Annotated in this window: 8 protein-coding genes; all 8 read left to right on the forward strand. The window is 44.6% G+C overall.

Annotated features, from left to right (window positions below; translation table 11 throughout):
- Nucleotides 1-67 precede the first annotated feature (67 nt).
- Nucleotides 68-3,067 (forward strand): SusC/RagA family TonB-linked outer membrane protein, encoded by a 3,000-nt coding sequence (locus tag C5745_RS02030; protein WP_105715310.1) that lies wholly within the window; start codon nucleotides 68-70, stop codon nucleotides 3,065-3,067.
- A gap of 12 nt (nucleotides 3,068-3,079) precedes the next feature.
- A complete protein-coding gene (locus C5745_RS02035; protein WP_105715311.1) occupies nucleotides 3,080-4,771 on the forward strand; it encodes a RagB/SusD family nutrient uptake outer membrane protein in 1,692 nt (563 codons plus the stop codon).
- A gap of 15 nt (nucleotides 4,772-4,786) precedes the next feature.
- A complete protein-coding gene (locus tag C5745_RS02040) occupies nucleotides 4,787-6,802 on the forward strand; it encodes an FAD-dependent oxidoreductase (RefSeq protein ID WP_105715312.1) in 2,016 nt (671 codons plus the stop codon).
- A 26-nt stretch (nucleotides 6,803-6,828) separates the two neighbouring features.
- The gene (locus C5745_RS02045) at nucleotides 6,829-8,892 is read left to right on the forward strand and encodes a PKD domain-containing protein (RefSeq protein ID WP_133166273.1); all 2,064 of its coding nucleotides are present in this window, start codon (nucleotides 6,829-6,831) and stop codon (nucleotides 8,890-8,892) included.
- Between the two features lie 96 nt (nucleotides 8,893-8,988).
- A complete protein-coding gene (locus tag C5745_RS02050) occupies nucleotides 8,989-10,542 on the forward strand; it encodes an exo-alpha-sialidase (protein WP_207795694.1) in 1,554 nt (517 codons plus the stop codon).
- 7 nt (nucleotides 10,543-10,549) lie between these two features.
- Nucleotides 10,550-11,875 (forward strand): exo-alpha-sialidase, encoded by a 1,326-nt coding sequence (locus C5745_RS02055; RefSeq protein WP_105715315.1) that lies wholly within the window; start codon nucleotides 10,550-10,552, stop codon nucleotides 11,873-11,875.
- Nucleotides 11,876-11,929: 54 nt separating this feature from the next.
- Nucleotides 11,930-12,607 (forward strand): hypothetical protein, encoded by a 678-nt coding sequence (locus C5745_RS02060; protein WP_105715316.1) that lies wholly within the window; start codon nucleotides 11,930-11,932, stop codon nucleotides 12,605-12,607.
- Nucleotides 12,608-12,616: 9 nt separating this feature from the next.
- Nucleotides 12,617-14,371, forward strand: a complete 1,755-nt coding sequence (locus C5745_RS20145) for a glycosyl hydrolase family 32 (protein WP_105715317.1) — start codon at nucleotides 12,617-12,619, stop codon at nucleotides 14,369-14,371.
- The last annotated feature ends 13 nt before the right edge of the window (nucleotides 14,372-14,384 follow it).

A 14,384-nucleotide genomic window follows, 5' to 3' on the forward strand; every position in this document is an offset into this window, starting at 1 on the left:
ATTTGTATTGTTGAGTACTGGTAACAAGGAAACCTAACAATAAAACGTTAATCAAAATTATAAACAGATGATGAGATTTTTTTACTTCATTACATTTTTATTATTAATACCGATGTTATCGGTAAGCTATGCCCAGGAATTGCGATCAATTTCCGGGATAGTGCAGGATGACACCGGTCCGTTGTCTGGGGTATCTGTGACGCGTCAGGGTACTGATATTCGCACCAGCACGGATGCTGCAGGAGAATACAATATTCAAGCTCGAGTAGGTGATGTCTTGTTGTTCACGAGTATTGGTTATGAATCTGCTGAGCATGTTGTCGGGGGATCTACAACAATCAACGTTACGCTCACAGCAGGTACATCTGCATTAGATGAAGTCGTTGTGGTCGGATTTGGTACACAAAAGAGGGCAAACCTTACGGGATCTGTATCAACAGTTTCGGGAGACGAACTCGCTATGCGACCCGCCGGACAAACCTCAGCAGCTTTACAAGGATTGGCACCGGGTGTTACAGTGACACAGCGCTCAGGTCAACCGGGAAATGATCAGGGCAATATTCGTATCAGAGGAATTGGTACGATGGGAAATGCCAATCCTATGGTATTGATCGACGGTGTCGAAGGATCGATAAATAATATAGACCCTAATCTTATAGAGTCTATATCGATACTGAAGGATGCTGCGTCTGCCTCTATATATGGATCTCGGGCCGCAAATGGGGTTATATTGGTAACGACGAAGCGTGGCGGACAAGATAAGATATCTATTTCCTATAATAATTACGTGGGGTGGCAGCATCCAACGAATATGCCTGAAATAGTTAACGCTTTGGATCACATGATACTTATGAACGAAGCGTACACAAATGTTGGTCGTTCACCGCTTTTCTCGGATGATAAAATTGAAGGTTATATAGCTCAAAATGGAGTTAATAGTGATGAATTTCCGAATACCGATTGGCAAAAGGAGACGCTTATTGGCTCGGGCATACAGCATAGTCATTTTGTGACCATCAACGGCGGAACGAAAAGTGTGCGAATGTTGGCTTCGGTTGGTTACTTCGATCAGCAAGGTCTTATTGAAAGCACCAGTTTTAGACGTTACACCCTACGAAATAATATAGACATTACGTTTTCGGATAAGCTCCGGGGTCGGATAGATATGCAATATGTTAATCCAATCACCCATGCACCGGCAGTATCTGTTGGTACCATCTTTCAATGGATGAACGCTATTCCAGCGAATGAAATCGGTATAAACAGCAACGGTACCTGGGGTGTGGGTTGGAATGGGAACAATCCGATTTCGGCAGCACGAGATCGGGGATACAGCTTAGACAGAGCACCTTTTGGCAGTGTCAATGCGTTCTTAAATTATTCTCCTGTGGAATGGTTGGATATAGAGCTTAACTATGCACCCAAGTATGTAGCGCCAGTGTCCAAAACCTTCCATCGTATGGTGCAATCCTATCTACCTGATGGGACACCCACTTTTGTACAGCCAACACGTACCTCTTTATCCGAACGGTATAGTCAGCAATTGTATAACAATATGCGGGCTACGATGACGGCGACGAAATCGTTTTCCGATCACAGTTTTAAGTGGTTGGGTGGAGCTTCCCGTGAAGATTTTACCAATCAATATATTACGGGTTTCCGGGATATTTATGTACTTCCTGACTATGATGTGTTGGATGCCGGTGCAGCGGAGAATCAAAGGGCAGGAGGAAGCGGCTCCGACTGGGCTTTGCAGTCCTTTTTTACACGACTAAACTACAGTTATAAAGAGAAAATTCTGTTTGAAGCAAATGCTCGATACGACGGATCATCACGATTTGCGAAAGGAAATCGTTATAGTTTTTTCCCCTCCATGTCCGCGGGTTGGAGATTTTCGGAAGAGTCATTTATGAACAATATTAAACACGTCCTGAGCGATGCAAAAGTCAGAGCTTCATGGGGGCGTTTGGGTAATCAAAACATCGGAACGTACCCCGCTGTTGCTGCTATGGATATGGGATCGACCGCTATTGGTGGTCAAGTGGTTAATACCGCCGCGTTAAACAATATGGCCAATCAAGACATTACTTGGGAGACGACCGAGGAAAGAAATATTGGTTTAGATTTGACGTTTTTTGATCGCCTTCGTATCACAGCAGATTATTATCACCGTCGGACAAACGATATTTTGCTATCGCTACCTATTCCTCTTATTATTGGATTATCTGCACCCTCACAGAATGCGGGTGCCGTAGAAAACAAAGGTTGGGAACTTGGGATAGGCTATAGTGGTTCCACAGATAAACAATTCCGTTATAATTTTGATTTCAATTTATCCGATGTACGCAACAAAGTATTGGATATGCGAGATATTGAACAAACCGGATTGACGGTGAATAGAGTAGGTTATCCGATCAATTCCATATTCGGATATCAAACAGATGGATACTTTCAATCCGAAGAAGAAGTGGCGGGACACGCTACCCAATTTGGTGCAGTAGCACCCGGCGATTTACGTTATATAGATCAGGATGGCGATGGGGCGATTACTGTAGCCGGTGACAGAGTGGTTATTGGAAGTACGATTCCACGATACACCTTTTCATTGACAACGGCGCTTGCCTATAAAGGCTTTGATCTAAATGCCCAGTTGCAGGGTGTAGGTAAGGCGGATGGTTATTTGCACGGGCCAGGGATAATGCCTTTTCAGACAGGAACGATTGGTGGAACGATACGGGAGGAAAACAAGGACCGCTGGACACCTGAAAACACTAACGCAAGTCATCCACGTTTGGCGTTTGGACAATCAAACAATCAGCAACCATCGGATTTTTGGTTGAGGGATGCCTCCTATCTTAGGCTGAAAAACCTCCAGATAGGTTATTCGCTGCCCAGCACTTTTTTAGAGAAAAGGAATATCCAGAACGTTCGAATTTTTGCAAATGGTACCAATCTATTTAGCATAGATAATTTCTGGAATGGATATGATGTAGAGGCACCTGTAGGTACGGGTAACTTTTATCCTCAGGTACAAGTATACACATTTGGAATGCAACTTACCTTTTAAAAAACTAAAGCAATGTTAAAGAAAATAATAAAAAAGTATATCGTGCTATTTGTTGTTGCCAATACGGCAATAATGATGCAATCGTGTTCTGATTATCTAGATCGTTTTCCATGGGATGGCCCATCAGATGCCAATTATTTTGCCAACGAGGATGAATTGATGTTGGCGGTAAACGGACTATATAGTGCAATGGTTTATCTTCCACTGGATAATATGCCGACGAATCTATTACTTGATAATATGACAGATATGGGCTGGGATCGTAATAACTCGGCTATGCAAAGTATGGGAAGAGGTGACCACAATGCTAATAATGGATTTGCTTTGACTATCTGGCGAGAGTCCTATAGAATTATCGGTAAATGTAATTTTGTAATCAATAATATTGATCGGCTTGAGGGAAAAATAGATGAAGGTTTGTACAACCGCACACAATCGGAAGCTCGGTTTATAAGAGCGTATACGTATAGTCGGTTGACTGATTATTATGGGAGCGTTCCTTTCTTGACGGAAAATGTAGGGCTTTATGATGCAGAAATCGGAAAAACAAATAAAGAAACTATCGTTGATTTTATTCTTCAGGAATTAGAAGAAATAGCACCCATGTTACCCGCTACGATTCCTGCTTCAGAAGCGGGTCGTGCTTCACGAGCAGCAGCGTTGACACTTCGTGCGCGGACAGCGTTAAATAATAGACGATGGGAAGAGGCTGCCAGTTCTGCAAAGGCTGTTATGGATATGGACGTACATAGCCTGCACTCGGACTACGCGGAGCTATTTACATATGCCGGTCAGAACTCATCGGAAATTATCTTTGCAGAACAATACCTGCGCACGCAAAATGTGCAGACGCACTATATTAATAGGCGTTTGGCTTCACGAAACGCACTAGGTAATTCTAATAAAATACCCGCACAAGGGCTTGTCGATCTCTTTCTATGTACAGATGGTTTAGAAATAGACAAATCTGGAAACTATGATCCAGAAAAGCCTTTTGAAAACAGAGATCCACGCCTAGGATATACGATAGGTGTTCCGGGATCAATATATCTTGGATATCAGTTTGAAACACACAGAGATAGTACACGTGTTTGGAACTATAACGTAACGCCTGCCATTAGGGTGCCGAATGAAGATGCTACGAATGCCTACGCTACGTTTTCCGGTTATCTGTGGCGAAAATATGTTGTTGCTGAAGACTTGGATTTTCCGGATCAGTCTGAATTAAACATTATCCAGATAAGATATGCAGAAGTATTGTTGATTTATGCAGAAGCTATGATTGAATTGAATAGGCTCGACCATACCGTTTATGAAGCACTTAACGCTATCAGACAAAGGCCAACGGTTAATATGCCTGTTATTTCAGAAGGGAAAACACAAAGGGAGCTGAGGGAGTTGGTGCGCAAAGAGCGTGTTTATGAATTGGCGATGGAGGGATTCAGGCTGATGGATTTACGTCGTTGGGAGTTAGCAGACAAGATGATGAACGCCCGGGTATATGGGAGTATTCAGTCAGGACGTCTTGCCGCCGCTCCTAGTATTGATGAAGATGGGTTTGTTGACTATACGAAGGTGCCAAACCATAATGAAATGCGAGTTGTGGAAGTGCGTACTTTCAATCCTGCACGTGACTATTTATGGCCGATTCCACATATTGAAACCGTAACAAACCCAAATCTTGAGCAAAATCCGGGATATTGATAAATTTTAAATGATATGAGACAAGGAAAACAGTCGTATTTTATTTGCTTATTTATTTTATTTTGTTGTACCCTTGCGAGGGGTCAGGATGTCAGAACAGCAGATATCTGTATCTACGGGGGCAGCTCTGCGGGGGTTATTGCTGCGTATACGGCATCGAAGGCAGGGAAATCGGTCATTGTGATCGAGCCCGGCCGTCGGCTTGGAGGCCTGAGTTCCGGTGGGCTCGGACAGACCGACATCGGGAACAAGTATGTCGTAAAAGGGCTGGCACTGGACTTTTACCGCAAGATGGGCAACCATTATGGAAGTTTTGAACAGTGGATCTTTGAGCCCAAAGTTGCCGAAGGCATCTTTAAGGACTATATGGCGCAGTGCGATGCGGAAGTTCTGTTCGGCCATGTGCTGCTGGATGTGGATAAGGAGGGTGCGGATATCAGGCAGATCCGGCTGCAGTCTACCGATGATCTGGGCAGGGATTCGGTAACGGTGCAGGCTAAGGTCTTCTTGGACTGTACCTACGAGGGCGATCTGTTAGCCAAAGCTGGTGCATCCTACCATGTCGGCCGGGAGAGCAACAGTACGTACAGCGAGACACTTAACGGTGTACAGCTGCTCACGAAGCACCAGTTTCCGGACGGTGTGGACCCGTATATAGTCCCAGGTGATAAAAGTTCGGGTCTGGTCTGGGGTGTTCGCGATGATGTACTGGAGCCGAATGGCACGGGAGATGACAAGGTGCAGGCATATAATTTCCGCATTGCTTTGACGAATGTTCCGGAGAACCGTATCCCGATCACCGAACCGGATAATTATGACCCTGCACGCTATGAGCTGCTTCGGCGGCAGAAGGAGATCGATCCGTGGAAGGCTTTGACGGACGTATTTATCTGGAGCCTGATGCCCAACGGGAAGACGGACATCAACAACCGGAACGGTTTCTCCACGGACATGATCGGAGCAAACTGGGACTATCCGGAGGCGGACTACGAAAGACGCCAGGCGATCATCAAGGAGCATGAAGACTATACCAAAGGCCTGTTGTATTTTGTAGGGAACGATCCATCTGTTCCGGAGTTTATCCGCAAGGAGATGAAGGAATGGGGATATCCCAAGGATGAGTATGTAGAGAACAACCATTGGACGCCCCAGCTGTATATCCGGGAGGCCCGCAGGCTGATCGGCGAACTGGTGATGACGCAGCACCACTGCCAGGGACGGGACTTCGTGACGGATGCGGTTGGGTATGCAGCCTATCAAATGGACTCCCATAACTGTGACCGGCTGGTTGTCAACGGTATGGTCAAGAACGAAGGGAATGTAGAGGTAGGCGGTTTCCCTCCTTTTCCTATCTCGTACCGTTCTATTGTTCCCAAGCGAGATGAGGTGAGCAACCTTTTGGTACCGGTGTGTATGTCGGCCAGTCACATCGCGTTTGGTTCTATCCGTATGGAGCCGGTGTTTATGGTTCTGGCCCAATCGGCTGCAATAGCGGCCTGCCTCGCCGTAGACCAGGACAAAAAAGTCCAGGACGTGTCTATTATAGATATTGACAAGCAGTTTGCCGCTAACCCTAAGGCAGATTTTCGGAAGGCCGATGTACTCATCGATTTTAGAGATCCCTCGGCAGTAACACTTGATGGGGATTGGAAGGAAAGTAGAAGTACGTCAAGAAGGGGATACGGCCCTATTTACAAACAGACGGATGTTAAAAAAGGAATCAGTATAGCGAGATTCAATCCGAAGGGATTGCTCTCAGGAGAATACGAAGTATATACTTACTATTCTAGATTACCTCAAGGCTCAAAAAAATTAACCTATCGGATCCATAATGGAGAAAAGCTTGTAGAAAAGGTGTTGGATTTATCTAATGTAGAGATAAAGGGGCAAACCTCCGGCGCATGGGTGTCCTTGGGCAAATATCAGATTATTGAGGGAACGGATAATCCTTATGTGGAATTGAGTAATGAAGGAGCAGACGGAGTCGTAGTAGCTAACGCGGTGCTTTTCGTTCCAGAGGATGACCAGTGATTGTGGATATTTTAACAAGGTATTTTATGTATAAAACAAGGTTTTTCTTTTTATTCGCAGCTCTTTATTTCATCTTGAACCCTGCACGGGTTAAAGCTGAAGTGTTTGAGTTTGAAGCCAAAAGTACCCTTACCGTTATAGAGCTTAATAAGAACGATGAGATAAAGTATGAATTGGCGTCCGGTAGAATCGTACATTTAAAACTGCTGGAAAGTAAGGCGGAAATCATTTTCTCTACGTTAGATCTCCCGGCAAAGGGTACGAATAGGGACGCATCCATTTTTAAAATGGAATGTCTTTTTCAGATTGACGGTCAAGAAATGAAGATGATTAGATACGTCCCTGCGCAAGAGTCTTTTTACGAGCCTTATAATGTGAATGGATTACGCATCTGGTTTGACGCGGTGAAAAGTTTGAACCAGTTTTACAATGAAAATCATGGGGAATGTCTTCCAAAGAATGATGTAAGGATAGCGGTGCACGATGCTACGCTGTCCATTTGTGATGAGGAAATTGTAGACTGGTGTCCGTTACCGAATAATTATCCAGATGTCGGCCTTAGTTACCGTGGAGAAGACACATGGCTAGGAACGTATTTTGGAACCGATCTGCATGGGGGCTTGGATATAAATATGCCTTCCAATACGCCTTTATGGGCCCCTATCTCGCTGGATTATCATTATTTTTTTACAACGCTAAAAGCTGGGCACAACAACAACAGATGGAAAGCGATAAAACATTGGGAAAACGGCGATACGTGGACACTTCATTCCAGCCATCTCAATGAGTTGCTCGTTCCAGAGTTTCAAAATATAACTAAGAAAACAAAGTATGCTTACACCGCTGGGACACTGTCCGGTGCTCATACACACACTCATTTTACCTTCCGGGTGAAACAGCCCGGTTACGACGAATATTTTGTCGATCCATGGATAATTTTTTGGCAGATTCTAGAACATAGAAAAGAAAGATCCGGAGTCCTTAAAGCTAAAATTACACCACTTGCTCCAGGTGAAACGGGTGACAGACTTCAATTTGATGGTACGAAATCCAATCCGGGATTAATGTCATCTGAGATCGAATATTATTGGTCGTTTGGCGATGGAAGCTTTTCCGTAGGGCAGCGTCCCATGCATATTTATCAGCAACCTGGGATATACCCTGTCACCTTGACCATATTTGATGGGGTAAGTTATTCATCGACGACTCAACATATCACGATAAGTGGCGAGCCTGTCATCTTACCCGAGTTGAGAATCACACAACAAAGTAATATGTCGTTCCATGTTCGACATACCTGGGAGCTGGATACGTATAATAATCCACAGACACTACTGCCGAATACCGTCAATTTTCACATGTCTCATCGTACAAAAGACGATATCCCATCACAAAAAATAACATTGGAATTTATCAATTCGGAGGGCTTCTCTGAGCATAGATATGCGGAAAGAATTGAAACAATATACGTGCACGGAAACAATTGGTTGGATTTGGACATCGAGAAAGATTCGGTCAACAATCTTATAAATGTAACACTCAAACCGCAGGTAAAAAACTTAAATACGCAGGAAGGGAGATCTGTTGCTTTCTTGCTCGTTAATGATAATGGGTTCGTTAATGCGCCCTATCTAGTTAGGGTCGTAGTCAATTTCTATAGAACGAAAAAGGGTTCGGTCATAGTTGTAGATGACCAAGATGAAGAATGTATAAAAAGTAATTATTCTTGGCTTACGAGTAAACTCAATTTGCCATGGGCGAAGTATCACGGGGAAAGTTTTCTGTTATTTTCCAATAATAAAGAAGACGGTGCAGTTCGATATTTGCCAAAGTTGGAAAAAGGGGAGTACCGTGTTTCCCTTTACAGTCCTCTTTATAGTGAGGACGTAATTACAAGTCAAATAGAAGGCTTCTATGTAAACGTAAGTCATGCTAATGGAGTTGAGCGTATATGGATCAAACCATCTGAATCGACGAATGTTGGAGAGTTTTCTTTTGAAGAGGCTAACGGTTATGTTGAAATCTCAAGTAAAGAAGCAAAAGGGTTGGTAATCGCTGATGCGGTTCTTTTTGAAAAAATGAATAATTAAAGACTCCTAATGAACGAGGTGGGAGCTGTTGGTGCCTTGTAACGAAATACGAATTTTAAATAGAATTTTTTTATGAATATTATTCTGATTAGACAGATGAAAAGCATTTATGTGACACGTCTAATGTTATTTTTAAATTCAGTGATGCTGATGACTCTTCCCGTGGAGGTAGATGCAATGTCACATCCCCTTGACACTACTATTGCATTAGCGACAGTTTTCCCCGAGCACGAGGATAGGGTCGGAAAAGCTTGTCAGGGCGAGCGTATATTTGTTGATAGGGAGTATGTATTTGCAGAGTTGCCGTCCTTTCTTTCCGAAGCACATTATTTGGTTGGATCGATGGCAGATGGAAATCGTATTGTACCGGTGACAGAGGGGACCGTGCTTATGGTTACGCCGCTTGTTGGTCAAGAGGGATCACAGGAAGAAGCACTTTTGGCGGATGGTTTTGAAAGAGTTTTCTATCCATCATTCACTTTATTTGAAGGTCAAGGCGTATCAATAGGAGTGTTTAAGAAGGAAGTAAAATTTCAGCGATTTCGTTTAAAGCATGTCGTTTATGATGGCTGGGCAGTGCCCTTTTTTAACGTGAGTGAACTACCCTCTTTTGCGACACCCGCGGAAGTGGTTTGGAGCCCAGATAATGAATATGCCATAGAGACTAGGCTGTGGCAAGGCTGTCCTTCTATAGACCGGACGGGAAGTCGTTTGTGGGGAGCTTGGTTTTCTGGTGGAACACGAGAACCCGATGTGGGCAATTATGGTATCGTCTCTTATCGAGACCCAAATACTGAATGGGTTGATCCCGCAATGGTTATTGTCCATCCCGATACCAATGTGAGGGTAATGGATACACAACTTTGGACAGATCCTAACGGAAGTTTATGGGTTTTTTGGGTTCAAAATACTGGACCAAAGGGTTTCGACGGAATATGGGGAACTTGGGCGATTCGCATCGATAACCCCGAAGCGGATGAACCTATTTGGACGGAGCCAAGACGCTTATGTCATGGGCTTACCCGAAATAAACCAATTGTATTGTCTTCCGGCGAATGGCTGTTACCGTCTTATGATTGGATTAGTCACCAAAGTGCCGTTTATATTTCGGAAGACGAGGGAAAAAACTGGACATTACAAGGTGGTCCTTTTAATAAGCCTACCAGCAATTTTTATGAACACATGTGCGTACAGTTGAAAGATGGAAATATCTGGATGCTGCAACGGAATATTCAGGAAAGCCTATCCACGGATAAGGGTAAGACGTGGATATCGCTGAAAAAAGTAAAAGGTTTGGCTTCTGCTAATTCGCGGGTGTTTATCAGTCGGCTACGGTCAGGTAACCTGCTCTTGATTTATAATGATAGTACGCAGGGAAAAAAGCGGAAGAATTTGACAGCACGTCTTTCCACAGATGAGGGTAAAACGTGGTCATCAACTTTGCTATTGGATGAACGAGACGATGTCTCCTATCCTGATATGGTGCAAGACGAAGAAGGGATAATTTACGTTTGTTATGACCGTTCACGTCGAGGAGAAAAGGAAATCTTGCTGGCGACGTTTACAGAAGAAGATATTGTACAGGGGCAGTTTGCCGGTAAGCAATCGAGACAAAAGGAACTAATTAGTAAAGGGAAAGATAAAAAGTAAAAAAGTTATGAAATGGAAAGAAAAAATTAAATGTGTATTTCGGTGGACAGGTTTATTATTGATCGCCGTGCAAATATGTTCTTGTGAAAAGAGTACGGATAATGAAAACGACCCCGATCCGGATGATGATGGGTCGACGGAAGGTATCGAGATTAAAGTAGGTAGCAAAACGTTTACAACAAATAAATATACGGCCGCCGGAACGCCAGTTGTTCCGATGTGGGATTTGCCATTGTTCAATCCACTTATTGATGATGGAACAGGAGGGTTCGAGTTATTGGATAATGCTGAACACGCTTCTGTTTGGCAACCCCAAAGCCTGGCGGAAGGGGCTTATAACCATTATGCCTGTCTAGCCTATCATAACGGTCGTTTCTATGCGATGTGGGGAAATCACCAATATGGAGAAGATGGTCCAGGTCAAAAGGTGATGTGGGCGAGTTCGGACGAGTGGGGTAGTTGGACTGGTGCAGAGGAACTGTTTCCTTCTCCAGGACCAATGCTTCCCCGAGATGATAATGGCATTCATCTAAAACCCGACCGCTGGGCGGTTATCGATGATGAACTGTATGCCATTACCTATGTGGTGGGTGCGGGAACCGGCTATCCTATTGCCCGCCAGGTGCATGAGAATGGTGAAATTGGAGAGCCATTTTTGGTGACACCACTACCAAACAATAGTGGGCTGCCGGAATATATGGATGAGGAGGATCATTCGGGACCTCCCCCTGTAATCGGAGGCCGGTTGAGAGACTGGTACGATGAGACGGACCAGGTCAGTTGGTGGGCAGGGGGCGAATGGGGAGTTCGTCGTACAGGTGTAGATGGACAAACCTTGATCGAATGCTTTATGTATCGAGCAAAAGACGACAACTTAGTCGTGATGTTACGGGATTGGGGGCACTGGAATAATCCAGTCCATAACAACCGCATTTATGTAAGTTTCCGCAGTGATGACGGTGGTGTTTGGTCCGCGCCTTACCCAAGTGATATTCCTGATTCACCAAGTCGTGGCGAGGCCGTTACACTTGATGACGGTACTGTGCTGTTGATCGGTAATCAGATTGTGAATGTTTTTGATCGAGCAGAATATTTGAATCGTACGCCAATTACCGTAGCGATTAGCCAAGATGGGTATGTTTTCGATCGGGTGTATTCGTTACGGGCAAATGCGCCTACAACATGGCGATTGGCAGGTGGAATAGGGGGACGTAACCCAGGGTTTGCCTATTCCAGTTCGCTCGTGCATGAGGGGTGGTTATATACGTTATATTCCATTGGTAAAGAAGATATGGGAATTACCCGGGTACGGTTGTCGGATTTAGGGCTTTAGTCATGAAAGGTTTAAAGCCAAAAATTTAATTGTTCACTAATTAAAAAGTTTATTATGAAAAAGAGAGTTTTTTTATCGCTTTTAGCGTTTACGGTGATCTTCGCGTCTTGTTCAAAAGATGAAAACGACGACAGAGATGTAGAAGACCCAGTAGGTACAGTTTATTTTGAGGAACGTTTTGATAAGATGGAGTGGGGTGGAGATTACATCGCGAATGAACGCGGGTTGAGGGCCGTATACATACAAAATGAAGACGGCAAGAATATCATCGATGAATCGCAGCCCCCAGTGGATTGTGCGCCTACGACGGATGGAAGTGGAGATTTTTATTATCATATGGCTGATTCATACCTTATCAATCGTCGTATGATAGACTGGGATGGTGATAAGGTTTACGAGCGGCCGGGCTATATTAAAGTCGGAACGGGCGCAAGTCGGAACGCATATTTGGTTACACCTTCCTTTACAGAAATTCCAGAAGAAGGGGCGAATGTTGAAGTATCCTTTAATCTTGCGCGCTGGACTACGGCATCTCCCCAAGTATTTATTGAAATCGTAGGAGGTGGTACGGCTTCCGTTGAATACGTTGAAACACCGGAGCCTGCTGCTTGGGAGGCGATTACCTTTACCATCAATGGTGCTACTCCAGAAACAAAGGTTCGATTTGTCTGTGACCCTAGATATGATGGTCGGTTCTTTTTAGATGATGTGGTGGTTTCGAAAGCTGAATAACTTGATTTTATGAATGTTAAAAAAGGCGTTTTCGCGGGAAGGTTTCCCCTTGTGAAAAAGATGTTTCTTTGTGCGGCAGGAGTTATGTCGTTTTGGTTTACGTGTAATGATGTAATAGCAAGTCCGCGTGACTACAATTCAACAGTATGTCTGCCAGATTCCTCCGAAGAAATACTGTATAATGGGATTCGATTGCCGGAAGCATGGCCTCCGGATACGGAAAGCCCGGAGTCGATAACTCCTATGCGAGTTCCCTATCTGGAAAACATTCCGGATATTATTCCCATTGACGTGGGAAGGCAGTTGTTTGTGGATGATTTTCTTATTGAGGAGACAACTTTGAACCGTGTTTTCCACCAAGCTGAAAAGTGGGAAGGCAACCCTGTTTTTTTCCCAGAAACGGAACATGAACTAGGGGAACGGCATAAAAATAAAGCGGTAACCTATCTTGGACACGGAGGCGTATTTTATGATCCGTCAGCTCAGGAGTTTAAAATGTTCTATACGGCAGGCTGGCGTGGAGGGCTCGCTTTGGCCACGAGTAAGGACCTGTTGCGTTGGGAGCGGCCCGAACTGGGGCTTGCCGGGGAAAACCTAATTCTGCCTCCGGGTCCGTTAATGGCTGGTGGTGATAACGCGATTTGGCTCGATCTAAATGCAAAGGATTCCGCGCAACGCTATAAAGCGATCATTGAGCGATTGCATGGATGGCGGAGCAATTTCAATACCCGCGATGACAGCCCGACTCATACGCTTCACACCTCCGCAGACGGACTTATCTGGTCACAGGGGATTACGACAAGAAGAGCAGAGGACTATAGTTCGTTCTTTTATAACCCTTTTCGGGAGGTGTGGTCATATAGTATTAAGAAGTCAGTAAGCGGAAGAAAACGTTTTTACGCCGAATCTAAAGATTTTATGAGAGGCGCCTCATGGGAGAACATGGTATATTGGGTAAACGCGGATTCGCTGGACGAACCTGACTCCGAAATAGGAAATACACCTCAGCTTTACAGCCTAAATGGCATCGCCTATGAGAGTATTATGCTGGGGCAGTTCTATATCCTTTTGGGGCCCTATAACAGAGTCTGCGAAGAAGGCAGATTTCCAAAAATTACCGAACTAAAAATGGGTTTTAGCAGGGACGGTTTTCACTGGGACCGGCCGGACCGCAGACCATTTATAGAAGCCACCCGAGATGAGAAGGATTTTGATCGTGCTTACTTGCACGGTACAATGGGCGTATGTTTAGTGATGGGGGATAAACTTTGGTTTCCCTACACCGGCTATTCGGGCATTTCACCGGACGGGTACCGTGGTATGTATACGGGTGCGAGTATCGGGATGGCAACCCTACGTAGAGACGGATTCGCATCTATGGAAGCCGGAAAGAAAAAGGGAATCCTGCTGACCAGGCCGGTGACATTTAGGGGGAAACATTTGTTCGTGAATGTGGATTGTCCCGACGGTGAGCTTCAGGTAGAGGTGTTGGATGAGCAAAACCGTGTATTGAAGCAGTTCAACGCAAAAACAAGCCGTCCAATTCGGACAGACAAAACATTGCAAAAAGTCGAATGGCAAGCCGGTGATGACTTATCTGATTTGGCAGGCACACCTGTTAAATTCCGTTTTCACTTGACAAATGGGAAGTTATACTCGTTCTGGGTGAGCCCTGACAAAAGTGGAGCCAGTCACGGCTATATCGGTGCCGGCGGACCGGGATATGACGGAGTAATAGATGACAAGGGAATAAATGCCTATTAGAAAATTCATTTAC

Source organism: Sphingobacterium haloxyli, assembly GCF_002980525.1.
GTDB classification, from domain to species: domain Bacteria; phylum Bacteroidota; class Bacteroidia; order Sphingobacteriales; family Sphingobacteriaceae; genus Sphingobacterium; species Sphingobacterium haloxyli.

Bases quoted from the DNA above. Each gene is read 5' to 3' on its own strand.
- C5745_RS02030 (WP_105715310.1), top strand. From the start codon at position 68: ATGATGAGATTTTTTTACTTCATTACATTTTTATTATTAATACCGATG.
- C5745_RS02035 (WP_105715311.1), top strand. From the start codon at position 3,080: ATGTTAAAGAAAATAATAAAAAAGTATATCGTGCTATTTGTTGTTGCC.
- C5745_RS02040 (WP_105715312.1), top strand. From the start codon at position 4,787: ATGAGACAAGGAAAACAGTCGTATTTTATTTGCTTATTTATTTTATTT.
- C5745_RS02045 (WP_133166273.1), top strand. From the start codon at position 6,829: ATGTATAAAACAAGGTTTTTCTTTTTATTCGCAGCTCTTTATTTCATC.
- C5745_RS02050 (WP_207795694.1), top strand. From the start codon at position 8,989: ATGAAAAGCATTTATGTGACACGTCTAATGTTATTTTTAAATTCAGTG.
- C5745_RS02055 (WP_105715315.1), top strand. From the start codon at position 10,550: ATGAAATGGAAAGAAAAAATTAAATGTGTATTTCGGTGGACAGGTTTA.
- C5745_RS02060 (WP_105715316.1), top strand. From the start codon at position 11,930: ATGAAAAAGAGAGTTTTTTTATCGCTTTTAGCGTTTACGGTGATCTTC.
- C5745_RS20145 (WP_105715317.1), top strand. From the start codon at position 12,617: ATGAATGTTAAAAAAGGCGTTTTCGCGGGAAGGTTTCCCCTTGTGAAA.